The sequence below is a fragment of the Pseudarthrobacter phenanthrenivorans genome, from assembly GCF_036455295.1.
Taxonomy (GTDB): domain Bacteria; phylum Actinomycetota; class Actinomycetes; order Actinomycetales; family Micrococcaceae; genus Arthrobacter; species Arthrobacter phenanthrenivorans_C.
In genome coordinates this window covers 1-23,263 of the sequence record NZ_JAYXNX010000015.1, presented here as the reverse complement: position 1 = coordinate 23,263, position 23,263 = coordinate 1, and the positions used below count along the sequence as shown (strand labels likewise).

Below are 23,263 nucleotides of genomic sequence, written 5' to 3'. Positions count from 1 at the left end.
GTTGCTGGCCGGGAGTGCTGTGTCGTCTAGGCGATGGAACCGGCCCGGCGTCCGAAGACGGCGCCTGCCGCAAGCCCGGAGCCGCCGGGGTAGTTTCCGCTGAACAGTCCGCCCAGCGCTTCCCCGCAGGCGTAGAGCCCTTCGAGCGGCTCCGCGTCTTCGGTGAGCACACGGCCCCACGTATCCGTCTTCAGGCCGCCGAAGGTGAACGTGATGCCGCAGGTGACGGGGAACGCGTAGAACGGGCCGGTGGCGATACTGCGGGCCCAGTTGCTCTTGGGCGGCTGGGTGTCGGCGCGGCGGCCGTCCTTGACGTTTGGGTCAAACGGCGCGTCCTCCGTGATCGAGTTGTTGAAGCTCTGCACGGTGTCCTCGAGGCCCTCGGGATTGATGCCCGCTTTCTGCGCCAGCTCGGCCAGAGTGGGCGCGGAGACCACCGAAACCCCCGGCATGTCGTACTCCTCAGTCCGCAGCATGGGGCGGCCGGAGGCGTCAAAGATCTGGAAGGCGGCCGATCCCGGCTGGGCAAGAATGTCCCGGCCGTACTTCGCGTACGTGTAGTTGCGGTAGTCGGCACCCTCGTCCACAAACCGCTTGCCCTCGCTGTTCACCACAATGCCCAGCGGGTAGCCGCCGCGGGTGAGCTGGTTGGTGAGTTCAAGGTTGCCCTCGTTCTCCGGGTGCCAGGCGTCCCAGGCGACGCTGTGGCAGGTGGACCAGTCCCCGCCTTTGGCCGCACCGGCGTCCAGTGCGGCGAGGATCATCTCGCCCGTGTTGCCGGGCGTGCCGCGTACTTTTGCGTTCTGCCAGCCCTCGCCCAGGTGTTGGCGCCGCAGGTCAGGTGAAGCCTCAAAGCCGCCCGAGGCCAGGATGACCGACTCCGCGCGGAGCTCACCTTCTCCGGTTGACGTGCGGTAACGGACTCCGCGCACGCGGCCGTCCTCCAGGATGAGCCCAGTCGCGGCGCAGTCATAGATGACCTCCACGCCCATGCGTTCAGCGGCTGCCCGGTGATCGGCCATGAGTCCCTTGCCGCCGCCCACGTTGCCCACGTGCAGCCCGCCCCAGAACAGGTAGCCGCCGTCCCGGGTCCGGTATGCCTGGCGCTCATACATCAGCCGGTACTTGAGTCCCATGCCCTGAAGCCAGCGCAGGGTCGGGTTGCTTTCGCTGACCAGGACCGCCGAAAGTTCGGGGTCGTTCCGGCCTTCAGAGACCTTGGACAGATCGGCAAGGTATTCGGCAGCGGTGTAGGCGGGAACTTCGCTGGCGGCGTGCCTCTCATCAGGTTCTACGAATTCGATGAGCTCCTGGAGCCCGTTATGGGAAATGCGGGTGGCGCCGGCGGTGTAGAAGCTGTTGCCGCCCGAACGGGCCTCCTGCGCCTTTTCCAGCAGGACAACCTTGCGTCCGCGCTCAGCGGCCGCAAGTGCAGCGGCAAATCCAGCGTTGCCGCCTCCGACAACCAGGACGTCGCTTTCGATCATCATCATTTCTCCTCAGCTCCATCGCTGTACACGATTGTATACATAGGTATGCCGTTGCATGCAATAGAGCGTGTTGGAGTGTTTTTGGAGAAGGCAAGGGCCTGCCGGGAGCCCGCCAGCGCGGGTTACATGGAGCGCGGGTGGCTGATTTCCTGCGCGTCGATATACATCTGGATCCGGATGTTCTTCGCCTCGTCCATGTGGGCGCTGGCGATCCGGCCGGCCTCCTCGGCATTCCGCCCGCGGATGGCAACCAGCAACTCCTCATGCTCCTTCAGCACCCTGTCCCAGCGCCCCCGGGTGGAAAGCGTGGTACCCGGGTAGCGGATGAAATGCACCAGGATCCGGTCGAGCAGGTCAAGAAGCGCCGCGCTGTGGCTGGCAGCCCAGATGCGCTCGTGGAAGGTGCGGTTGGCGGCGGCCAGCTCAGCCGGCGTTGCAGCATCGAAATCGAGGGTGACCATCGCCTGGTGCGCACGGTCAATCAGCATCAGGTCCATGTCCGTATGCCGGAGAGCCGCGGTCTTGGCGGCCGCTTCCTCCAGGAAGGTGCGCACCTCATAGAGGTCCAGCATCTCCTCCGGCCGATACTCCCGCACCTGCATGCGCGAACCGTAGCGCTCCACGAGCCCCTCCGTTTCGAGGCGCCGCAACGCTTCGCGGATTGGAGTCCGGGAGACATTGTACTTCTTGGCCAGGGCACTCTCGACGAGCTGGGCACGGGGAGGCAGCTCCTGCGAGATGATGGCGCCCCTGATCATCAGGTAGGGGCTTGTCTCGGGTTGCGACGCCACGTGCGGCCTCCGGTCTTCATGGAACAAGCGGCAGGACGCACCGGCGCCATACCTTTAGCCGCAATTCTAACGCACTGCATACCGTTTCCACCGGCTGTGAACACTGAATTCAGTCGACACTCGGGTCGCAAATAGGGGCTGCTCCCAATAGTACCCATCTGTATTCATTCTTTTTCTACTGTTGCTTAAACACTTTAAACGGTATACCGTTTGTGACCAACACCATACAGTGCATGATCTACGGATTCCCAGGCTGTGCGGCTCTGAACATTTATCCACCGGTTGCATACGGCTCCTCGGTGCTTTCAGGAGAACCAATGACGCTTCTATTCAGGGAAGAGCCGCAGGCAGGCAGCCTCCCAGTCACCGCAGTCCCGGCAACCCTGGTCCGCGGGGGGACCAGCAAGTGCTGGATCTTCCGTGACGAGGACCTTCCCGCCGACCCCCGGGAAACTGAACGGCTCCTGATCCGCACCTTCGGCTCACCGGACCTTCGCCAAATCGACGGAGTGGGCGGCGCCTCCTCAACAACCAGCAAGGCGATCACCGTGGCCGGTACCGGCCCGGACGGAACGGTGCACTACCGGTTCGCCCAGGTTGCCATTGATAAGCCGGCGGTCGAATGGGCCAGCAACTGCGGAAACTGCGCCACCGCCCTTGGCCTTTACGCTCTCCATGCCGGGCTTGTCACCCCCACCGGCGACGTCACCCGGGTCCCCATCCTGAACACGGTGACCGGGCTGCGCCTCATTTGCGAGATCCCGACGCCGGGGTCCCAGGTTCCGGCGTACGGCGGCCGGCGCCTCGATGGCCAGCACTACCCCGGCGTCCCCATCGACGTCGTCTTCCAGAAATCCTCGTGGTCCAGCTATGGTGCACAGTTCCCCACCGGCAACGCCGTTGATGACATCGACGTTGACGGCCGGCACTACCAGGCGACATTGATCGACGCCGGTGCGCCGGCTGCGCTCTTCGACGCAGCGGCCCTGGGACTGGAGGCGACCGGCAGCGAAGAAGCATTGGAGGCGCTGGTCCGGATTGCTCCGCAACTGCGCGCCGCGGCGGCCCGCAAGATGAACCTTCCGCAGGATCTCAGCTCCATTCCCAAGGTGGGCATTGTGGGGCCTCCGCCCGAAGGAACAACCGGGGTCTCGGCCCGGATGATCTCGATGAGCGCGCTGCACCCCGCCATCGGACTCACCAGCGCCGTCGCCGTTGCCGCCGCTTCCGGGACTGCAGGCAGCGTGGTGCAGCGCAGCATGGTTCCGGCGGCGGAGGACGGACTCTTTATCCACTTACTGAAAGGCAAGACCGCACTGACGTTGGATGCAGCCGATCCCGCTGAGGTCTCCTTCCAACGTTCGGCCCGCGTCATCAGCGAAAGCACCATCCTGGTGCCAAGTGACTGAAGAAACCCCTAACGGAAAAACCCAGCCCAAGGAATCAGCCATGAAGATCAGCATTCAAAACCTGCAGCTGAAGTACGGAAGCTTCACTGCCATTGAAAACCTCAACCTCGACATCGAGGACGGTGAAGCCCTCGTCCTCCTGGGCCAATCGGGATGCGGCAAAACCAGCACCATGCGCTGCATCGCCGGCCTGGAGGAACCCACCTCAGGGCGGATCATCATCGACGACGTTGTGGTCTTCGACTCCGAAAAGGGCATCAACCTGCCCCCTAACAAGCGCAACGTGGGCATGGTCTTCCAGTCCTACGCCGTGTGGCCCCACATGACCGTGGCCCAGAACGTGGCCTACTCCCTCAAGCAGAAGAAGCTTCCCAAGAGCGAGATCGATGAGCGCGTCATGGAGGCCCTCACGCTGGTGGGCCTGGAGCCCTACGCGGACCGCGGCGCCAGCCTGCTCAGCGGCGGCCAGATGCAACGCGTCGCCCTGGCGCGCAGCCTGGTAATGCGGCCCAGCGTGCTGATGCTCGACGAACCCCTTTCCAACCTTGACGCCCGCCTGCGGGACCGGCTCCGGGTGGAGCTGCGGGAAATCCAGCTCCAGCTCGGACTCACCTGCGTGTACGTCACCCACGACCAGCACGAAGCCTTCGCGCTGGCAGACCGCATCGCGCTGCTCCAGGGCGGCCGCATTGTGCAGATGGGTGCGCCCCAGCACATGTACGAAGCGCCCGCGAGTGCCTCGATCGCGCACTTCCTGGGCGTTTCCAACATCATGGACTGCACCACGGAAGGCACCGCATCCGGGTCCACCACCGCCCGCATCGCCAACAGCGGGCTCACGGTCCAGGCCGCACAGGAAACCAGGGATGCCGGCACCTCCCCCAAGGTCTGCATCCGGGCCGAGGACCTGCAGATCACGGCCGCGCCCACGGAACACCCCAACTCCTGGCCGGGAACAGTACGGGTCGCGGGATTCCAGGGGAACGACATCCGCTACGCGATCCAGCTGGAATCCGGGCCCGAGCTGGACGCCCTGGGCGGCCTGAGGCGCGGAGAGCAGCACAAGGTGGGTGACCGGGTCTGGGTGACCGTCAACCCCCGCGAAGTCCAGATCCTTCCCGCCGAGGTCCTCGCATGAGCCTCAAGACCGTAGCGACCAGCCGGGCCGAGGCCCGCCCCGCACCAAAGCCCGCGCCCCGGGACTACCGCTCCGCCCGGACCATCGCGGGCCTCCGAAAGAACACGCCGGGCCTGATCGTCCTGGCCGTCCTCGGCATCCTCATCGTCCTCCCGCTCGCCCTGGTCCTGCTGGCAGCCTTCTCGGACAGCGTTCCCCGGCCGGGCAGCATTTCCCTGGGCGGGCTCACCTTGTCCAACCTGGCTCTGCTGGCCACCCCGGAAGCGCTCGGGGCGTTGGTCAACTCCCTCATGGTGGGAGCGGGCTCGGCCGTCATCGCCCTGCTCATCGGGGCGTTCCTTGCCTTCGTCTGCGCACGCTCCGACGCGCCCTGGCGGAAGTTCATCTTCTTCATCGGCATGGCACCGATGTTCATCCCCGCACTGGTGGGCGCCCTGGCCTGGTCCCTGCTGTGCTCGCCCAGCGCCGGCTACATCAACATCTTCCTCCGCGACCTGGGCATTGATGCCGCCATCAACATCTACAGCCTTCCGGGCCTGGTCTTCGTCCTGGGCATCTTCTACGCCCCGTACGCCTTCCTGCTGCTGCACAGCTCGCTGTCGATGATGAACGCCGACCTCGAAGAGGCTGCAACGGTCCACGGCGCCCCGCTGCGCACCATGCTGCGGACCGTCACCCTGCCCCTGGCCCTGCCGGCCATCCTGGGCTCCGCCGTCCTGGTCTTCGCACTGACGATGGAAAACTTCCCCGTGGCCCAGGTCATCGGCAACCCCGCCGGGGTGGACACGCTGCCCACCTACATCTACCGCCTCATGAGCGCGACACCGGCCAAGAGCAACCAGGCCGCCAGCGTCGCCGTCATCCTGACCGTTGCGCTGATGGCCGTGACCCTCATCCAGCAGCGCATCATCAACAAGCGCAAATTCACCACCATGACCGGCAAGGGCAACCGTCCCCGCCAGGTACCGCTGCGCAGGATGCGCTGGCCCTTCACCATCATCGCGGTGGCCTACTTCGCAGTCTCGGTGGTCCTGCCCATGCTCGCCCTGCTCGCCGCTTCGATGCAGGCCACCCCGTTCGTGTCCTCCATGTCGCAGCTGCTCGAGGCGAATTCCCTCAGCTTCGCCAAGCTGATCGAAGTCCTCGGATCCAACGATTTCCAGCTCGCGCTCAAGAACAGCGTGCTGGTTGCCCTGATCGCAGCCTTCGCCGGCACCACCCTCAGCTTCATCGCCTCCTACATTCGCTACCGCACCAAGTCCAAGGTGGGCCGCCTGATCGAACTGGTCGCGATGACCCCTCTTGCCGTCCCTGCCATCGTCATGGGCATCGGGCTGCTCTGGACCTGGCTGCTGCTGCCGCTGCCCATCTACGGGACCCTGGCGATACTCGCAGTGGCCTGTGTTGCAGTGTTCATGCCGCAGGGCTACCGCGGTGTATCCGCATCCATGCTCCAGATGGACCAGGACCTCGAAGACAGTGCCGTCATGCTGGGTGCCGGAAGGACAAGGTCCGTCCTGGACGTCACCCTGCCCCTGATGCGCGTGGGCATCATGTCCTCCTTCCTGCTGTTCCTGATGCTCTCCATGCGTGAGCTCAGCGCCTCCATCTTCCTCTTCACCTCCAACACCCGGATCCTGTCCATCCTCGTGTTCGACAACTTTGACAACGGCCAAAGCCAGGCAGCTGCGGCCGTCAGCGTCCTGTACTGCCTCGTCATCGGAATCCTCGCCGTCATCGCCCAAAAAGTCGGCGGCGAACGCAAGACCAAGCACTGAACCTCACACCCACCTTTGAAAGGGACACCCACAATGAAGTTAGCGTCCAAGCTCCCCGCCCTCACCGCCGCCGGAGTGCTCCTGGCCCTCAGCCTGACTGGCTGTGGAAGCGCAGCCCAGAGTGCCGGCGTCGTCACGGCCAGTGCGGCCGTGAAGACCGACGACGGGCTGGTCATCAACGGCGAATCCATCGCTGACAAGGCCACCTACGAAAAGGCCAAGACCCAGACGCTGTCCCTCTACTCCGGATACACCGATTCCTCTGAGAGCGCCCTGGTCGACGCCTTCACCAAGGACACCGGCATCAAGGTCAACGTCGTCCGCCTCACCCCCAACAAGCTGTCCGAACGCGTGCTCTCCGAGCAGGGCGCGGGCAAGCTCAGCGCCGACGTGATCCGCACCTCCGACTACCGGATCGCCAAGTCCATGGAGGATGCCAAAGTCTGGAAGGCCTACGACGTCCCCGGCGCCTCGGCCCTTAAGGATGTCTCGGTGGACGGGGGCCAGTTCACCCGCATGTTCAACTCGGTGTACACCTTGGGCTACAACACCCAGCTGGTGAAGGAAGCCGATGCCCCCAAGTCGTGGGCTGACGCAGTGGGCGGCAAATGGCAGGGCAAGATCGGCATCGTCCAGGGCGGCTCGGGCGGCAGCACCGCGGCCCTGAACCGGTTCATGGAAACCAAGATGGGCGGCGACTACTTTGCCAAGTACGCCGCGCAGAAGCCCAAGATCTACGACTCCCTGGGAGCTGAGGCCACCGCCCTGGCCCGCGGCGAAGTGGCCGTGGGCACGGTGACCATCAGCGGCACCAACATCTCGGCTGTGCAGGACAAGGCACCGGTTAAGTTCATTGTCCCGGAAGAAGGACTGGTCTCCTATGACTACTACCTGGGCACGACGGGCACGGCCGTGAACGTGGAAGCCGCGAAGGTCTTCATGAACTACAACCTTTCCAAGCAGGGCCAGCAGGTCTTCTCGCAGATCGGTGAATACCCGGTCCGCACGGACGTGGCACCCCCCACCATCATGGGCGTGACCCTCCCCGCCATCGATTCCGGCAAGGTTTACCGGATGCAGAACAGCGACGCCGTCACGTTCGGCAAGGACGACCTGGCCAAGTGGAACCAGGTCTTCGGCTACACCAAGTAAGCCCGTCATCCCGTGCCTGGGGACCCGGCCTCCGCCGGGTCCCCAGGCACGGCTTTTTGTTTCATCCACGCCACAGGAGTCCCGTGACCGCCCGTGCACTTCCGATGCCCCGGAATACCTCGTCCCTGCTGGTCCTCCAGGACGGAGCCACCATCCTGGAACTCGGCGACACCACCCGCGCCGGCTACGCGGCGTCGGTCCGCAAAAGCCTGCTCTCGATCCTTTTCGGTCTCCAGGTGGCGGCCGGCAGGGTCAGCCTCGACGCCACACTCGATGAGCTCGGCGTCGACGATGTGGGGGGCCTGCTGCCCATCGAACGGACGGCCCGGCTCCGTGACCTCCTGACCTCGCGTTCCGGGGTCTACCATCCGCCCTCCAGCCCTGGCAGCGACGAGCATGCGTTCCCCGCGCGGGGCACTAAGGCGCCGGGGCAGTATTTCCTCTACAACAACTGGGATTTCAACGCAGCAGGCGCCATCTTCGCGAAAATCAGCGGGCTCTCCGTCTTCGACGCGTTCGGGAAATATCTGGCAGGTCCGCTGGGATTCGACGACTACGACCCCGCACGCCAGCTGATGCTCGGCGACGCCGCCAAGTCCGCCTTCCCGGCTTACCACCTCTTCCTCTCCGCCCGGGACCTGGCAAAGATCGGGCTGCTCATGGCTGCTGAAGGACAGTGGGAGGGCCGGCAACTCGTACCCCGGGAGTGGGTCAGGGAAAGCGTGGCCACCCACGTCAGGCGGGCGGACATGGCACCGGGTACCGGTTTTGGCAACTGCGACTACGGCTACCTCTGGTGGCTGCCGCGGGAGGAGGGCCCGCAGTGGGAGGGAGCCTTCCTGGCAGCGGGGAACTTCGGCCAGTTCCTGCTGGTACTTCCGGCCATCGGCGGCGTCATCGTGCACCGGCGCTTCGTCAGTGACAGCTTCGCCATCGCCCGGAACACCCGTCCGGCGGCTTCGACGGCGTCCCCGGCTCCGGTGACCCACGCCGAGTTCATGGACCTGGCCCGTGCGCTGGTTGCCGGCCCACTGGCCCGGTAGGCGTCAGGAAAGACAGTGCACGACGCCGGCCCCTCCTTTGTCAGGAAGCCGCGCCCTTGGCGATGGAACGGAACACCTTGGTTGCCTGCTGCGCGGCCGGGCTGAGCCGGCGGTTCGCCAGGTGGGCAAGGAGGATGCGGCGTTTCGGGGACCCGGCAAGCGGGACCGCCACGACGTCGGGGCGCAGGGCCGTCAGCGCCAGCCTGGGTGCCAGTGCGATCCCGATGCCTGCCGCCACCATGCCCTGAGTCTCCTGGTAATCGTTGGCTGCGAAGGCGATCCGCGGCTCGAACCCTGCATCGCGGCACACCCGGCTGAGGACGTCGGCCACGGGGTGCTCGTCGCGCACCACCCATTCCTGGTCGCTCAATGCGCCGATGCGGACCGAGCCCAGTTTTGCAATGGGGTGCTCCCGCGGCACCAGCAGCACTGTCGGATCGTTCGTCAGCCTGACCAGGGCCAGGTCAGGGTCCTCGATTTGCTGCCAGGGGTAGTCCCATAGCAGCGTCAGTTCGATTTCGCGCCGCCGCAGCCGTTCCAGCAGGCCGTCCCTGCGGGCGCTGACCACCGTCACTGCCACCTCGGGGTGGCGGGCGCGGAACGCAAGTACAACGTCCGGCATCAGGGAGGCCCCGCCGGTGGGAAAGGTTCCCAGCCGGAGCTGGCCCCGCCGAAGGCCCGCGAACTCCCCCATTTCGGCCCGGGCCGCTTCAACCGTCCTGTCGATGTCGTCGGCGTAGTGCAGCAGGGCGTGCCCCGCCTCGGTCAGGACCACGCCCCGGGGATGGCGCTCGATGAGGACCACGCCCATCTCCTGCTCGAGTTTCGCGATCTGCTGCGAGACCGCCGACGTGGTGAAGGACAGGGCGGCAGCAGCGGAGGTCAGGGAGCCGGAACGGCCCACCTCGCGAAGCACATGGAGCCGGTGGAGATCGAGGATTGCCATGCACTGAGTTTAGCAAAAGTAGATAGTCGTCCATTTATTTGCGATTGTGCTGAAGGCTACTATCCCGGATCGTAGAAGTACAAGGTGCTGTGAAGTAGAGCACCTGCAAGTTACGAGGGAGAAATACAGTGGGACTCAAAGGACATTGGTACCGGGGCGGCACCAGCAAGTGCTGGCTCTTCGATGCCAGGGACGTGGCCCTCCACGCCCCCACCCGCGAGGAAATCCCCGCACTGCTGTCAGCCGCCTTCGGCGCAGCCGATGCGCGGCAGCTGGACGGCGTCGGCGGCGGAACCTCCACCACGTCAAAGGCTGCGGTCATCTGGGCAACCCCGGATGCCGAGGCAGACCTTGACTACCTCTTCGCCCAGGTCGGGATCGGTGACCCTACCGTTGAACTCGGCTCCAACTGCGGCAACTGCGCCACCGCCATTGCCCTGTTCGCAGTGCAGACAGGCATCGTGGAAGCGCAGGACGGCATGACGAAGGTGCGCATGCGCCACCTCACCTCCGGCGCCGTGCTCAGCGGAACGGTTCCCACCCCCGGACGGCACATTCCCAAGTCCGGCCTGGCCAGGGTTCCGGGCAGCAGCGCGGCCGGTGTTCCCGTCAGCCTCTCGTTCCACGGCCCCTGGGGCCAGAACACGGGTGCACTCCTGCCCACCGGCAACGCAATGGACCAGCTCGAGGTGAACGGCACCACGCTCAGCGCCACGATGGTGGACGCAGGCGCACCAGCCGTACTGCTCGCAGCCGACGAGGCCGGCGTCGATCTTTCCTCAATGACGGACACCCTCAACGGCCAGCTGCCCACCCTCATTGCGGCCCGGGCCTCAGCCGGTCTCATCATGGGCCTGCGGAAGCCTGAGGATCCGCCCCAGAACGCTGTTCCGAAAGTGGGTGTTGTGGCGCCCGCGGGCGACTACACCGCCGCAGACGGAACAACCATCACCGCCGACAGCCATGACGTCCGGGTGCGCATGCTGTCAATGCTCGCACCCCACCCGGCCATCGGCCTGACATCAGCCGTGGCAGTTTCCCTGGCAGCCTCGCTCCAGTCGTCCGTCGTGGCAAACGCCGCAGGCCAGGCACCCACCAGCGCCGGTATCCCCCGTGTGCTGCGGATAGGAACGCCGGCCGGCGTCATCACCGCCGAAATCATCTCCGATGACACCGGCACCGTCAGCGAGGTGGCTCTCCACCGGGCAGCCCGGCACATCGCTACCGCAGATATCGATGTGGCCCCGGCCGCTGAGCTGTCCGCCTAACCACCCTCTCTTTGCCCCATCATTATTGGGGCCGCACTAAGCAGGAAGTTGTTCAATGAAGATCAAATCCATCCTCGGACACCTGTATGTCCAGGTACTTATCGGAGTTGCCCTCGGCGTCGTTGTGGGCGCCCTGTGGCCGGACCTCGGCGCATCGCTCAAGCCCATCGGCGACGGTTTCGTGAAACTCGTGAAGTTCATGATCGCCCCCATCGTGTTCTGCACCATCGTCGGAGGCATCACCTCCCTGCGGGACACCAAGAAGGTGGGCCCCACCCTGGTCCGCTCGCTTGGCCTCTTCTACGCCCTGACGGCACTCGCCCTGGCCCTGGGCCTGGCAGCCGTGATGCTGTTCCAGCCGGGAGCGGGCATGCACATCGACCCCACCCACCTTGATTCATCGGTGGCCCAGAAGTACACCACCCAGCTGCCGAGCAGCAACCCCGCGGACTTCATCCTGAGCATCATCCCCACCACGTTCGTGGGTGCCTTCGCCGACGGTGAAGTCCTGCCCGTGCTGGTGATTGCACTGCTCTGCGGCTTCGCCTTCAGCAAGCTCGGCGCGCCGGGCCAGCTGGCCCTGAACGTTGTCAACAGCTTCAACAAGCTGCTCTTCATCATGTTCGGCTACATCATGAAGGTGGCCCCGCTGGGAGCCTTCGGCGCCATGGCATTCACCGTGGGCAAGTACGGCGCACACTCCATCGGAAACCTCGGCATGCTGATCCTCGCCTTCTACGCCGCCTGCATCGTCTTCGTGGTGGTCGGCCTGGGCATCCTGGCAAAGGTGACCGGCTTCAGCCTGTGGCAGATCCTGCGCTACTTCAAGGACGAATTCCTGATCGTCCTCGCCACTTCCTCCAGCGAGCCTGTGCTGCCGCGCCTGCTGTCCAAGCTTGAGCGGATCGGCTGCGACCGCAGCGTTGTGGGCCTGGTGGTCCCCACCGGCTACTCCTTCAACCTCACCGGCACCGCCATCTACCTCACGCTCGCCTCCATGTTCATTGCCCAGGCCTGCGACATCCACCTGAGCTGGGGCCAGATCCTGCTGATGCTCGGCATGATGCTGCTGACCTCCAAGGGCGCGGCCGGCGTCACCGGAAGTGGTTTCGTGGCCCTGGTGGCGACCCTGACGGTCATGCCCACCCTTCCCGTAGCCGGCGTGGCCCTCATCGTTGGCATCGACCGCTTCATGAGCGAGGCCCGCGCCCTGACCAGCACGGTCTGCAACATCGTCTCCTGCGTGGCAATCGCCAAATGGCAGGGTGAGCTGGACATGGCCACGCTGCGCTCCGAGCTCCAGGCAGGCTTCGTGCCCACCGAAGCGGAGAAGGTGCAGCTCGCCGAGCCGGCCCTGGTGCACTAGCCAGAACGCAGGCCACCACCCCCAACGTTTGCCCGGGACCCCAGTGGGGTCCCGGGCAAACGCCTGAGGGGGTACTACTTCAAAATCCCACGGAAAGGACCCGGAAATGAGTGAGCGCCAAACGGAGCAGGAGTCAGCAGAGGACTGCGACGCCGGCACCTGCTTTTACTGCCAAAGCCCCGAAACCGATTAGGGGCTTTTGCCTGCCGGGCAGCCTGCGCGTGGGCGCATTGTCAGTGCATCCTCTTCCGCGATCCTTCCGCCAAGGCCCCTTCATGGTGCCCGTCCTGTGGGAGGACGCCCTTCACAGGCCTGTCACCGCCGCGCCGCAGGCTCAGCATCACCAGGCCGGCAGCCAGCAGGCAACAGGCCAGGAAGATGGAAGTGGCAAGGAAGCTGCCGTGTGTCAGGTCCTGGAGGTACCCTCCCACGTAGGGCCCGACAAAGCCCCCGAGGTTGCCCACCGCGTTGATCAGGCCCATGGCGGTGCCGGCCACAGCTACCGGCATCGCACGGGACGCGGAAGCCCAGAACGGGCCGTCGTAGGCCAGGGCGCCGGCCACGGCGATGCTGATCAGCGTGACCGCAAGGAACGGAACGTTATCCCCGGTTGCCACCGAGAGCACCAGTGCCACGGCACCCACGGCCATCGAGAGGAGCACGTGCGTGGAGTAGCGGCCCGTGCGGTCGGCTGCCTTGGCGTTGTACCAGAGGCCCACCATGGCCAGCACGTACGGGATGGCGGTGATGAGGCCAACCTCCATGGAGGACCCGGAAGTGATTGTCTTGATCACGTGGGGGAGCCAGATGTTGATGCCGTAGAAGCCGATTTGGATGAGGAAGTACACCAGGGTCAGCCGCCACACCACTGAATTGGATATGACGTGGCGCAGTCCCAGCTTTTCCTGCTGTGGATGCGCCGCTGCGTCAGCAGCAAGTCCGTTTTCGATGTACTCCCGTTCCTGGACCGAGCACCACTTGGCTTCCCGGGGGTGGTCGGCGATCAGGGCCCACCACAGTGGTGCGGCGATGACGAACGGGAAGATGCCTTCGATGATGAAGAGCCACCGCCAGTCCGAGAAGGACAGGATCCAGCCCGAAAGGGGCGCGGTGATGATGGACGCGATGGCGATGTTCATCATCCAGAACGCGTACGCCCGGGCGCGTTCAGCGGCCGGGAACCAGTGACTGATCAGGACAAGGATGGCCGGCCAGATCCCGGCCTCGGCGACGCCGAGGAAGAAGCGCACCACCAGAAGTTGGGTGAAGTCCTGGATGAATCCGGAAAGGACAGCCAGGACACCCCAGATGAGCACCATGATGCCGACGAACTTCTTCGCACTCCAATGTTCGGCAAGGTAACCGCCCGGGATCTGCAGCACCAGGTAGCCGATGAAGAAGATGCCGGCTGCCAGTCCCTGTTGGGCCGCATCAATGCCCAGGTCCTGGTGGAGTCCGTTGAGGGCGAACCCGATATTGGTCCTGTCCATGAACGAGATGATGTAGACGATGATTGCGACGGGAATCAGCCGCTTCCACCGTGCATTGCCCACCGCAGGGGCGGACGTCACGCTGCGTGCCATCAGAATTGCTCCTTCGCAATATGTGGCTTATCAGATCGCGCCCCAGCACGCTGTTGCTCTCCCGCGGACCCGTCGGGCCCGTCTTCCGCCCGGAGACGGAATGAGCAGGACCTTGCGGGGACACCGTCAGCACGGCGGCGGCGTGACATCCAGCGCCGCCGGCCCACCGGCGGTCCCCGCACGCGGACTACGCTTTTTATTTAATTGCAACTATTGCGTTTTTGCAAGGGATAGGTGCCCACGTTCGAGGCTTTCTACTGCTGGGGAAGAAGCAATTGTGCCGCGTGGTCCCGTTCCTGTCATTGCGTGTGCGCAATGAACGCCGCCGCACACCGCCGCGGATGGTCACCACTCCTTACATCCACTGCTCCCACACCGTCAGGTGCAGGCTGACCGGTCCGGGTCCGGGACGGCCGGGGGCCGCCGCCGCTATGCTGGCGCCATGGCCACGAAAACCACAGCAGAGAAGCTTGCCACCATCCAGAAGGGCTACACGCTGGAAGGTGCCACCATCGAACTGGGAGCCGCCATCATCGACGGCGAACTCCACAAGGACGCGCCGGTGCGGCTGCCGCTGGCCATGATGAACCGGCACGGCCTCGTGGCCGGAGCCACCGGTACGGGCAAGACCGTCACCCTGCACATGATGGCCGAGCAGCTGTCCACGGCCGGCGTTCCCGTGTTCCTGGCCGACATCAAAGGCGACCTGTCCGGGCTGGCGACTGCCGCCGTCGGCAGCGACAAGCTTAAGGCACGCACCGACAGCATCGGGCAGGCCTGGGCGGGCAAGACGTTCCCGGTGGAGTTCCTGGCCCTGGGCGGCGACGGCAACGGTGTGCCGGTCCGCGCCACCGTCACCTCATTCGGGCCCATCCTGCTCTCGCGGATCATGGAACTGAATGACACGCAGGAATCGAGCCTGCAGCTGGTCTTCTATTTTGCCGACAGGAACGGCCTGGAACTGACCGACCTCAAGGACCTGCGAGCCGTCATCCAGTTCCTCACTTCGGACGAGGGCAAGGACAAACTCGAGGAACTCGGCGGCCTGTCCAAGGCAACGGCCGGCGTAATCCTGCGCGAGATCGTGAACCTGGAGGCGCAGGGGCTGGAAAAGTTCTTCGGGGAGCCGGAGTTTGATACCGCCGAACTGCTGCGCACCGCCCCTGACGGCCGCGGAGTGGTCACCTGCCTGGAGCTGCCCACCCTGCAGACCAAGCCAATGCTGTTCTCCACCTTCCTGATGTGGCTGCTCGCCGATCTGTTCGAGGACCTCCCCGAGGCCGGCGACCTGGACAAGCCCAAGCTGGTGTTCTTCCTGGACGAGGCACACCTGCTCTTCAACGGCGCCACCAAAGCCTTCCTGGACGCCATCACCACCACCGTCCGGCTGATCCGGTCCAAGGGTGTGGGCATCTTCTTCGTCACCCAGACCCCCAAGGACGTCCCCGCCGATGTCCTCGGCCAGCTGGCCAACCGGGTGCAGCACGCCCTGCGTGCGTTCACCCCGGAGGATGCCAAGGCGCTCAAGGCCACGGTCTCCACCTTCCCGGTCAGCGACTACGACCTTGAAGAGACGTTGACCTCAGCAGGAATCGGCGAGGCCGTCATCACCGTCATGAACGAAAAAGGCGCCCCCACGCCGGTGGCCCTCACCCGGCTGCGCGCACCGGAGTCCCTGATGGGCCCCAGCGATGAGGCCCTGGTCCGCAGCACGGTGGCCGGCTCCGCCCTCCTGGGGAAATACGGAACTGCTGTGGACAACGTGTCGGCGTACGAGAAGCTCACCGGCAAGGCCGCGGCACCCACTGGTCCAGCGGCCCCTGGGTCTGCTGCCGGCACGCCTGCCTCCGAGGCGCCTGCTGCCTCGCCTTATGACGTGGACGCCGAGGCCCGGCGGATCGAGGAGGAAATCCTGGGCCGTCCCAGCAGCAGGCCGCCGCAGGACCCGGTGCCCCAGGATACCGAGCCTCAATTCGACTCACCGGAGTACAGCCAACCACGCGGCCCTGAACCACGGGCTTCCAAGCCACGGGCCAGGGCGCCGAGGGCTTCCAAGCCCCGGCAGCCGGAACCGCAGTCCGGCGGCATGATGGGTGACCTGGGTGGTGTTCTTGGTGGCGCGCTGGGCGGCGGTTTGAAGAGTATGGCCCGGTCCATGGGTACGCAGCTGGGCCGCGAACTGTTGCGCGGGGTGTTCGGTACCTCGTCCCGGCGACGTCGCCGCTGACCCTGCCGGGGATGTCCCCGGGAGGCTGCCCAAGGCTGGCGCCGACGCCGTCCCCGCGAGCCGCCGTCGGGCATTTATGGGGTGGTGCCGCGCACAATAGGGGGGACACCAACTTTAGAGTGCGTCCGCACTGACGTTACTGTGTAGAACGTGCAGATGAGTCAAGCGTTGGTGAGGATCGCGGCCGGATGGCTGCTGGGCCTCATGCTTGCCGTTGCCGGAGCCATTGTGGCCATCAACGTGGTGAACAATACGGTGGCCAGCCCCCAGCAGCCGGTCCGGGAGTATCTGGATGCCCTGAAGAGCGGCGACGGTGGCCGGGCGCTGGGCCTCCTGCGGGCGGCGGTCCCGCCCAGCAACGCAGCCATGCTTGATGGTGCCGGACTGCAGTCGGCGGCATCGCGGGTGACCAACGTGAACATCGGCGACCCCGAGGAGCGCCCGGGCAACCAGGTGATGGTGCCTATGGAATACACCATCGACGGCAGCCGCCTGCACAGTGAATTCCTGCTGCAGAAAACCGGCACCGAATGGCTCTTCTTCAACACGTGGGCCTTCGTCCCGTCGCGGCTGCCCACAGTGGACATCACCGTGGTCAACGGGAACGAGGCCCAGGTCAACGGTGTCCCGGTGAACATGCCAAATGGCCGCAACTCCTTTGCCGTGTTCTACCCCGGTGAATACGAGGCCTCCCTGGACGGACAGTACTTCTCCGCACCCGCCACCCGGGCCACCGTCACCTCCAAGGACACTCCCGTGGCGCCGCTCAACCTGCTCACCCAGGCCACCGACAAGCTGAAAGCCGATGTTGGGGCCAAGGTCCGGGAATTCCTGGACGGCTGCGCGACGGAGGCCGTCAAGGAACAGAAGCTCCAGCCGGACTGCCCCTTCTATTACGCCAGCAACAACCGGGTCCAGGACGGCACCATCAAATGGACCGTGACCGAATACCCCAATGTCTCGGTGGAGCCGTTCGACGGCCGCTGGGTGGTGGCCCCGCTCGACGGCAAGGCCAAGGTGGAGGCCCTCCAGCAGAACGCCTTTACCGGAGCCTGGTACCCGCTGGACGCGGAGGTGGACTTCAGCTTCACCACCCGCCTGGACGTATCGGGTGACACGGTCAAGGTCACCCCGCAGCTGAGCTTCTAGGTTGCCCGGGGCTCTCTGTGCCGGACTGGCCCAGTTTTGACGCCATGCCTGCCGTGTTCTTGAGTGTCCTAAACCCAATCGCGCCGAAAACCGGGCTGGTTCGGTTGCGGCCACCGCAACGACCCTCGCGCCAGAACCTCCTGGACCTGCGCCAGGACGGATTCCGGGGCGTAAACCACGTCGTCATAGAAGAACCTGAGTACGGGTAGTCCGTGACGGACAGCCATGTTGTCCCTGCGGCGGTCCTTTTTGAACTGACGTGGTTCAAGGTGGAAGGCGAGCCCGTCAATTTCCACGATGAGGAATCCCTCCAGCAGGAAGTCCACTCGGCCGACCCCCTCAATCCACACCTGGGTCTCGGTGGCTATGCCGGCATCCCTGAACAGCACCCGGGCCAAGGTTTCCAGGAGGGAGTCTGCGCCGCGTTCAACCTTGGACACAACATTTCGTGCCTTGCCTGACCGGTTGCCCTTCAAGTGGCGCAACAGCGAGGACGGCTCGATGTCCCCTCTGTTGTAGGCGCACTCCACCATCACCAGCGATTCGAGTTCGGGCAGGCACAGCAGCGCGTGAATCAGGACATCGGGAAGTGCTGCAAGGGTCCGATGACAGGGCCGCTGTGTCAGGGGAAGCCGGTGGCTGACACAGCGGACGGTACGTCTCCCGTTGCTTTGCCAGTAGTGCGGCCGGCCGGCTGGTTGAAGCTGCCATAGGCGGTAATGCGGGGCGGCCGAGGCGCATGTCAGGAGGCTACGGGCCAGTCCTGCGCCCACCAGTTCCGCATCAGCACCGGGAAGGGCCAGCAGCCCGCGCCCCAGTCGCACTACATGCCCGCCACGGATGGCACGGCTGATCTCAGTTTCGGTCGCCCCGCCCGCCAGCACATCGCGCGTCAGCAGCACTCCTCCGGCCGATAAGAGGATATCCATTGGACCCATCAGCCCACAGTGGCCGCCATCAATAGGCTGCCGGCAGGTATCACGGGCGCTATGTGGACAAGGGGGCCGCGCAGACTGGCCCAGTTTTGGCGCTGCAATAACAGAACTGGCCCGGTCTTCAGGCTTTAAATGCCTGAAAACTGGGCCAGTTCAGCAGGTGGGAACGGGATCAGTCCATGCCGCGGAGGTCCAGGACAAGTTCGGTGTCGCCGTCGGCCTGCAGGACCACCGGGATACCCCAGTCCTGCTGGTAAAGGTGGCAGGCGGCGTGGTCCGGGATCTCGCCGTCCTCGGTTTCGGGCCCGTCGCAGGCAGCGGCGCGGGCGGTGATGTGCAGCACGCCCTCGGGAACATCCGGGGACAGCTCCAGGGTGCGCAGCAGCCCCACGGAGGTTCCTCCGCCGGACACCAGCAGCTCGGGCGGGGTGGAGGAGATCTTCAGCTGGGTGGGGTCGCCCCAGCGGTCATCAAGCTTCTGTCCCGTGGGGGCGGTGAAGCGGACGGTCAGCTCCAACGGGCCGGGAGCCACGGGGCTCTTGGGCCGGTGGGTCTGAGATGCGCCCTCGTCCACCTGCTGCGCTTCCTTGGGGATGGGCACGTACACCAACTGGTGCTTGTTGGCTTCAACCACTACCAGCAGCGGCTCCGAGCCCGCGGACTGCGTGTGGTCCACAATCACGTCGGACGGCTCGGCGAGGCCGCGGGCCAGCGTGGACACGGTGCCGGACGCGGGGTCGTAGCGGCGCACGGCTCCGTTGTAGGTGTCAGCGATGGCCACGGAGCCGTCGGGCAGGACGGTGACGCCCAGCGGATGCTGGAGGCGGGCTTCGGCGGCGGGGCCGTCGCGGAAGCCAAAGTCGAACAGGCCCTTGCCCACGGCGGACTCCACGGTGATGGACGCGTCGTCCGAGATGACCAGCTTGCGGAGGGCTGAGGTTTCGGAGTCCGCCGCCCAGATGTTGCCGTCCGCGTCCTCGGCCAGGCCGGAGGACTGGGCGAACCAGGCCTCGTGGGCGGGACCATCCAACAGCCCTTCCAGGCCGTTGCCGGCGATGATGGACACCGCGCCGGTGAGGGGGTCGAAGCTGAAGATCTGGTGCGTGCCGGCCATCGCCACCACCACGGCATTCAGCTTGCGTGACCACACCACGTCCCACGGCGAGCTCAGCGCCACGTCCAGCGGGTCGTTGCCCAGGGAGCCGCTGAAGCCGGCGCCTTCCTCGTCAACGCGCGCCGGACCGGTCTCCAGCAGGCGCTGGATGCCGTTACCGGCCAAGGTGGAAGCCTTGCCGTCCGTGAGCGAGAGTCCGCGCAGGCGGTGGTTGACCGAGTCAGCAATTACGACGTCGTAGCCCGCCTGGGCTGCCACGTCTTCAGGCAGCAGGACCAGGCCCTGCGGCTCGTTGAACTGCGCGCTGGCGGTATCCCCTGCTGCCGGGCCGTCGGCGTAGCCTTTGGTGCCCGAGCCGAAGGTCGCAAGGACGGTGTCGAAGTCGGTGCCGAGTTCCACCAACCGGTGGTGGCCGGTGTCGGTGACCAGCCAGGACCCCTTCTCCGCAGCAGCGTTGGCCGGGGCACCTGCTGGCGTGCCGCCGTCGGCCGTTCCAGCCAAGTAAGCCGAACCGCGGCCCGGCGGCAGGAACAATGCCTTGCCGGGGAAGCGCAGGGTGCCGGACGTCGCCTCCGGGGCCACATACGGGCCGGACCCGCGGTGGAGGGTGCCCTTTGCCTCGTGCTCGGCGATCAGTTCCGGGATCAGCACGGCGAGTCCGTCGGCGTGCCCCTCGCCGGAAAGATGCGCAACGATGTAGCCCTCGGGGTCGATGACCACCAGGGTAGGCCACGCGCGGGCGGTGTACGCCTTCCAGGTGTCCAGCTCGGGATCGTCCAGGACGGGGTGGTGGATCTCGTAGCGTTCCACGGCGGCGGCCAGGGCAACCGGGTCCGCCTCGTGCTCGAACTTGGGCGAATGGACCCCGACGGTGACCAGGACGTCGGAGTACTGCTGCTCCAGGGGCCGCAGCTCGTCCAGCACGTGCAGGCAGTTGATGCAGCAGAAGGTCCAGAAATCGAGCAGCACGATCTTGCCGCGCAGGGCCTCGAGATCCAGGCTCTTGCCGCCGGTGTTCAACCAGTTGCGGCCCACGAGTTCGGAGGCCCGGACCCGGGCATGCGTGCGTACGGTTTCGCTCATCAGCGTCCTTCCAGCTTGTTGCGTTCAGCCAGCTTGGCATCGCGTTCGGCCAATTTGGCAAACATATCGTTGTAAGCGGTCAGATCGGCGTCGTTATTCCTGTCCGCCGCGCGGTCCACCCTTTTGGTCTCCCGCTGGTCCGACCTGGACCACATGACGGCAACGCCGATCGCCACGAGCAGCGTTGGCACCTCGCCGATGCCCCAGGCCACCGCACCGCCGGCCTGCTGGTCCGCGAGGGCCGACGGTCCCCAAGCGCGTCCGAGGTTGCCGAAGTAGTCAGCAGCCAGCAGCCCGGTACCGCCCATGATGGAGACGCCGAAGAACGCGTGGAAGCCCATGGTGGCCAGAAGCAGGAGCAGACGCATAGGGTACGGCGCTCGTCGGGGCAGCGGGTCCGTGCCGATCATCGTCAGCACAAAGATGTAGCCGGTCAGCAGGAAGTGCAGGTTCATCAACTCGTGGCCCACGTGATCGCGCATCGCGTAACCGAAGAGATCCGAGTAGTAGAAGAGGATGATGGAACCGGCAAAGTTGGCTGCGGCGAACAGCGGGTGGGTCACCAGCTGCGAGAACTTCGAATGCACGAAGACCAGGATCCATTCGCGCATACCGCGTGAACCGTCCCCGCGGGCGGGCAGTGCACGCAGGGCCAGCGTCACCGGTGCACCAAGCACCAGGAAAATGGGCGCCACCATGGTCAGGGCCATGTGGTCCATCATGTGCGCGGAGAACAGGATGCGGCCGTATACCGACGGCGGCCCGGACGTGATGTACGTCAGCACCACCAGGCCGATCACCCAGTTCACCGACCGGAACCACTGCCAGGAGTCGCCACGGCGGCGTACCTTGGCCACTCCCATGAAATAGGTGACCAGGCCGAACAGGGCCACGCCGACCCAGATCCAGTCCAGCCGCCACTCGGTCAGCCACCGGATGGGCGTCAGTTCCGGCGGCAGCTCGTAGCCGCTCAGGATGAAAGCCGGTGAGGCGTCCGGCGCCAGTTCGGTGGGCTGGGGCGGAGCTGAACGGCCCAGGGCCACCGCGATGCCGGAGGTGACGCCCATGATGAGGAGTTCGGCCAGGATGAGCTGCCACAGAACGCGCCTGGAGGACATGGTGGAGCCCTTGCGCCCCAACTGCGGGATGACCCACTGTCGGTGCATGAAGCCCACTCCGCCCAGCACCACCGCGGCTGCGGTCTTGGCCAGAATCAATTGGCCGTAGGCGGAACCGAAAAGATCCGCCCAACTGGTGACGCGGATGCTGGCGTTGATGACGCCGGAGGCAAAGACCAGGACGAACGCGAAGCCGGCGAGGGTGGAGAACCGGCGGAGCGTGGGTTCGGTGATGTCTGCTGCTGCCCCGGGCTTGGGGCCGGCCAGGATCCCGGACAGCAGGGCCAGGACGATGATGCCGCCCACCCACGTACTGACGCCCACCAGGTGCAGGCCGAGTGAGTTGATGGCACCTTCATGGTCCGACGAACTCGAGGAGTGCCCGATCAGCGCCGTGGGTACCAGCCCACTGAGGGCAAGGATGAGGGTAAGGGCCAGGCCGCCAAGGGAGCGGACGCCGAAGAGGGCTGTTGTCACCACTGCGGCAATGATGACGACGGCGAGCCAGGCCCGGCCCGTTTCGATGTCCGTCATGAAGTACACGAGCGCCTGGGTAAAGGCGGGGTCGCTGGACAGCCCCTGCCCCGCTATGTCGGCATACGTGAGCACCAGGACAGCGATGGCGGACAACGTCCACACCGCCCCGGCCACGGCTGCCACGGCCAGCGCCCGGGTGAAGGCGGGATGCTCAGGTTCCGCGCCGCCCTGGGTTTCCTTTCCCCGCGGGCTGGGGTTGCGGCCTTTGAGGTTCCTGGGCAGGATGCCGACGGCGAAGATCAGGCCTCCGACGACGGTCGCCAGGGACACGTTGTGGATAGCCTTGCTGACGGGAAGCCCCCAGCGGACCAGGGCGCCGGGATCGGCCACGCTGCGGGCTGCTGCCGCGCCGGAGAAGATCAGCGCGGCTGCGAGGCCCAGGAAGAGCGCTGCAAGCCCTGCCAGCTGCCACGGCAGCGTGATCCCCCGGACTCCGGCGTCCGGGACCGCAGCTCCCTTGCCGGGATCGGACTGGGGAGGGGTGGAACGAGGTTTTGCGGCAGAAGACACCACTCCATTGTCCGCTACGCCTGCCCGGGCCGCGAATCCGGGTTAAACGCCAAGGAGCGGCAACCAGCTGGTTGCCGCTCCTTTTCCGTCCGGCTGCCTGCCGGACGGACGGGTTCTACTTCTTGGAGACAGCAGCCTTCAGCTTGGAGCCGGCGGTCAGCTTGACGCTGTGGCCTGCTGCGATCTGGATGGTCTCGCCGGTCTGCGGGTTGCGGCCGGTACGTGCTGCACGGTCGGTGCGCTCGACGGCAAGCCAGCCCGGGATGGTGATCTTCTCGCCCGCGGCGACAGAAGTCTCGAAAACCTCGAACAGTGCATCGAGGACGGAGTTGACGGCAGCCTGGCTGGTGCCGGCCTTGCCTGCTACCTCTGCAACAAGTTCACTACGGTTCTTAGCCATTTATGTCCTCCTGGACGGTTCTGATTCTGAAGCCCGCACGCGGTGTGCGCACAAGCCACTGTCCGAAAACTTACCAGCTTGGGCGGTTCGGGGCCGCAAATTCCGCGTGTTTCCGGGACTTTTTGAGGTTAATCACCGAATCCGGGACCTATTCGCGACCAGTCAGGGCCACTTTTGGGCGTTGTGGGGTTTGGGTGTGTGGTTGCTTGGTTGTTAAATGTGGGAG

17 protein-coding genes are annotated in these 23,263 nt (G+C 65.4%); 9 read left to right on the top strand and 8 right to left on the bottom strand.

From position 1 onward, the window contains the following. Positions 1-26: 26 nt before the first annotated feature. Positions 27-1,493, bottom strand: coding sequence for an FAD-dependent tricarballylate dehydrogenase TcuA (tcuA, locus tag VXJ37_RS16930; protein WP_331324207.1), 1,467 nt, complete (start codon positions 1,491-1,493; stop codon positions 27-29). Between the two features lie 119 nt (positions 1,494-1,612). Then, a complete protein-coding gene (locus VXJ37_RS16925; protein WP_331324206.1) occupies positions 1,613-2,281 on the bottom strand; it encodes a GntR family transcriptional regulator in 669 nt (222 codons plus the stop codon). Between the two features lie 317 nt (positions 2,282-2,598). Between VXJ37_RS16925 and VXJ37_RS16920 the strand changes: the two genes are divergently transcribed. The 5 genes from VXJ37_RS16920 (at position 2,599) to VXJ37_RS16900 (ending at position 8,801) form a co-directional block, all read left to right on the top strand. Beyond that, positions 2,599-3,690 carry a PrpF domain-containing protein gene (locus VXJ37_RS16920; RefSeq protein ID WP_331324205.1) on the top strand — a complete coding sequence of 364 codons (1,092 nt, stop codon included), beginning with the start codon at positions 2,599-2,601 and terminating at the stop codon, positions 3,688-3,690. A gap of 40 nt (positions 3,691-3,730) precedes the next feature. After that, positions 3,731-4,828 carry an ABC transporter ATP-binding protein gene (locus VXJ37_RS16915; protein WP_331324204.1) on the top strand — a complete coding sequence of 366 codons (1,098 nt, stop codon included), beginning with the start codon at positions 3,731-3,733 and terminating at the stop codon, positions 4,826-4,828. Further along, positions 4,825-6,606, top strand: coding sequence for an ABC transporter permease (locus VXJ37_RS16910; RefSeq protein WP_331324203.1), 1,782 nt, complete (start codon positions 4,825-4,827; stop codon positions 6,604-6,606). Before VXJ37_RS16915 ends, VXJ37_RS16910 begins: the two co-directional genes overlap by 4 nt. A 33-nt stretch (positions 6,607-6,639) precedes the next feature. Further along, positions 6,640-7,758 (top strand): ABC transporter substrate-binding protein, encoded by a 1,119-nt coding sequence (locus VXJ37_RS16905; protein WP_331324202.1) that lies wholly within the window; start codon positions 6,640-6,642, stop codon positions 7,756-7,758. An 83-nt stretch (positions 7,759-7,841) separates the two neighbouring features. Then, the gene (locus VXJ37_RS16900) at positions 7,842-8,801 is read left to right on the top strand and encodes a serine hydrolase domain-containing protein (RefSeq protein ID WP_331324201.1); all 960 of its coding nucleotides are present in this window, start codon (positions 7,842-7,844) and stop codon (positions 8,799-8,801) included. Positions 8,802-8,841: 40 nt separating this feature from the next. Here the strand turns inward: VXJ37_RS16900 and VXJ37_RS16895 are convergent, their stop codons facing one another. Then, positions 8,842-9,747 (bottom strand): LysR family transcriptional regulator, encoded by a 906-nt coding sequence (locus tag VXJ37_RS16895; RefSeq protein WP_018772062.1) that lies wholly within the window; start codon positions 9,745-9,747, stop codon positions 8,842-8,844. A gap of 128 nt (positions 9,748-9,875) precedes the next feature. On the opposite strand from VXJ37_RS16895, the gene VXJ37_RS16890 reads away from it, so the two are divergent. Then, the gene (locus tag VXJ37_RS16890; protein WP_331324200.1) at positions 9,876-11,015 is read left to right on the top strand and encodes a PrpF domain-containing protein; all 1,140 of its coding nucleotides are present in this window, start codon (positions 9,876-9,878) and stop codon (positions 11,013-11,015) included. Positions 11,016-11,070: 55 nt separating this feature from the next. Beyond that, positions 11,071-12,381 carry a C4-dicarboxylate transporter DctA gene (dctA, locus tag VXJ37_RS16885; protein WP_331324199.1) on the top strand — a complete coding sequence of 437 codons (1,311 nt, stop codon included), beginning with the start codon at positions 11,071-11,073 and terminating at the stop codon, positions 12,379-12,381. Between the two features lie 233 nt (positions 12,382-12,614). Here the strand turns inward: dctA and VXJ37_RS16880 are convergent, their stop codons facing one another. Then, complete coding sequence (locus VXJ37_RS16880) at positions 12,615-13,964, bottom strand: MFS transporter (protein WP_331324198.1); 1,350 nt, start codon at positions 13,962-13,964, stop codon at positions 12,615-12,617. A gap of 442 nt (positions 13,965-14,406) precedes the next feature. Here VXJ37_RS16880 and VXJ37_RS16875 point away from each other — a divergent pair, with 442 nt between their 5' ends. After that, on the top strand, positions 14,407-16,191 hold the full coding sequence (locus VXJ37_RS16875) for a helicase HerA-like domain-containing protein (RefSeq protein ID WP_331324197.1): 1,785 nt from the start codon (positions 14,407-14,409) through the stop codon (positions 16,189-16,191). 156 nt (positions 16,192-16,347) lie between these two features. Beyond that, positions 16,348-17,340, top strand: coding sequence for a hypothetical protein (locus VXJ37_RS16870; protein ID WP_331324196.1), 993 nt, complete (start codon positions 16,348-16,350; stop codon positions 17,338-17,340). A 68-nt stretch (positions 17,341-17,408) separates the two neighbouring features. Here the strand turns inward: VXJ37_RS16870 and VXJ37_RS16865 are convergent, their stop codons facing one another. From VXJ37_RS16865 to VXJ37_RS16850, 4 genes are all read right to left on the bottom strand, one after another. Next, positions 17,409-18,278, bottom strand: coding sequence for a DUF559 domain-containing protein (locus VXJ37_RS16865; protein WP_331324195.1), 870 nt, complete (start codon positions 18,276-18,278; stop codon positions 17,409-17,411). A 169-nt stretch (positions 18,279-18,447) separates the two neighbouring features. Then, positions 18,448-20,472 carry an NHL domain-containing thioredoxin family protein gene (locus tag VXJ37_RS16860; RefSeq protein ID WP_331324194.1) on the bottom strand — a complete coding sequence of 675 codons (2,025 nt, stop codon included), beginning with the start codon at positions 20,470-20,472 and terminating at the stop codon, positions 18,448-18,450. Further along, the gene (locus VXJ37_RS16855; RefSeq protein WP_331324193.1) at positions 20,472-22,640 is read right to left on the bottom strand and encodes a cytochrome c oxidase assembly protein; all 2,169 of its coding nucleotides are present in this window, start codon (positions 22,638-22,640) and stop codon (positions 20,472-20,474) included. Before VXJ37_RS16855 ends, VXJ37_RS16860 begins: the two co-directional genes overlap by 1 nt. Before the next feature lie 112 nt (positions 22,641-22,752). Next, a complete protein-coding gene (locus VXJ37_RS16850; protein WP_011693739.1) occupies positions 22,753-23,037 on the bottom strand; it encodes an HU family DNA-binding protein in 285 nt (94 codons plus the stop codon). Between the last annotated feature and the right edge of the window lie 226 nt (positions 23,038-23,263).

Coding starts and splice junctions, on each gene's coding strand:
- VXJ37_RS16850 (WP_011693739.1), bottom strand. CDS start 23,037: ATGGCTAAGAACCGTAGTGAACTTGTTGCAGAGGTAGCAGGCAAGGCC.
- VXJ37_RS16880 (WP_331324198.1), bottom strand. CDS start 13,964: ATGGCACGCAGCGTGACGTCCGCCCCTGCGGTGGGCAATGCACGGTGG.
- VXJ37_RS16870 (WP_331324196.1), top strand. CDS start 16,348: ATGAGTCAAGCGTTGGTGAGGATCGCGGCCGGATGGCTGCTGGGCCTC.
- tcuA (WP_331324207.1), bottom strand. CDS start 1,493: ATGATGATGATCGAAAGCGACGTCCTGGTTGTCGGAGGCGGCAACGCT.
- VXJ37_RS16865 (WP_331324195.1), bottom strand. CDS start 18,278: ATGGGTCCAATGGATATCCTCTTATCGGCCGGAGGAGTGCTGCTGACG.
- VXJ37_RS16905 (WP_331324202.1), top strand. CDS start 6,640: ATGAAGTTAGCGTCCAAGCTCCCCGCCCTCACCGCCGCCGGAGTGCTC.
- VXJ37_RS16915 (WP_331324204.1), top strand. CDS start 3,731: ATGAAGATCAGCATTCAAAACCTGCAGCTGAAGTACGGAAGCTTCACT.
- VXJ37_RS16910 (WP_331324203.1), top strand. CDS start 4,825: ATGAGCCTCAAGACCGTAGCGACCAGCCGGGCCGAGGCCCGCCCCGCA.
- VXJ37_RS16895 (WP_018772062.1), bottom strand. CDS start 9,747: ATGGCAATCCTCGATCTCCACCGGCTCCATGTGCTTCGCGAGGTGGGC.
- VXJ37_RS16860 (WP_331324194.1), bottom strand. CDS start 20,472: ATGAGCGAAACCGTACGCACGCATGCCCGGGTCCGGGCCTCCGAACTC.
- VXJ37_RS16875 (WP_331324197.1), top strand. CDS start 14,407: ATGGCCACGAAAACCACAGCAGAGAAGCTTGCCACCATCCAGAAGGGC.
- VXJ37_RS16920 (WP_331324205.1), top strand. CDS start 2,599: ATGACGCTTCTATTCAGGGAAGAGCCGCAGGCAGGCAGCCTCCCAGTC.
- dctA (WP_331324199.1), top strand. CDS start 11,071: ATGAAGATCAAATCCATCCTCGGACACCTGTATGTCCAGGTACTTATC.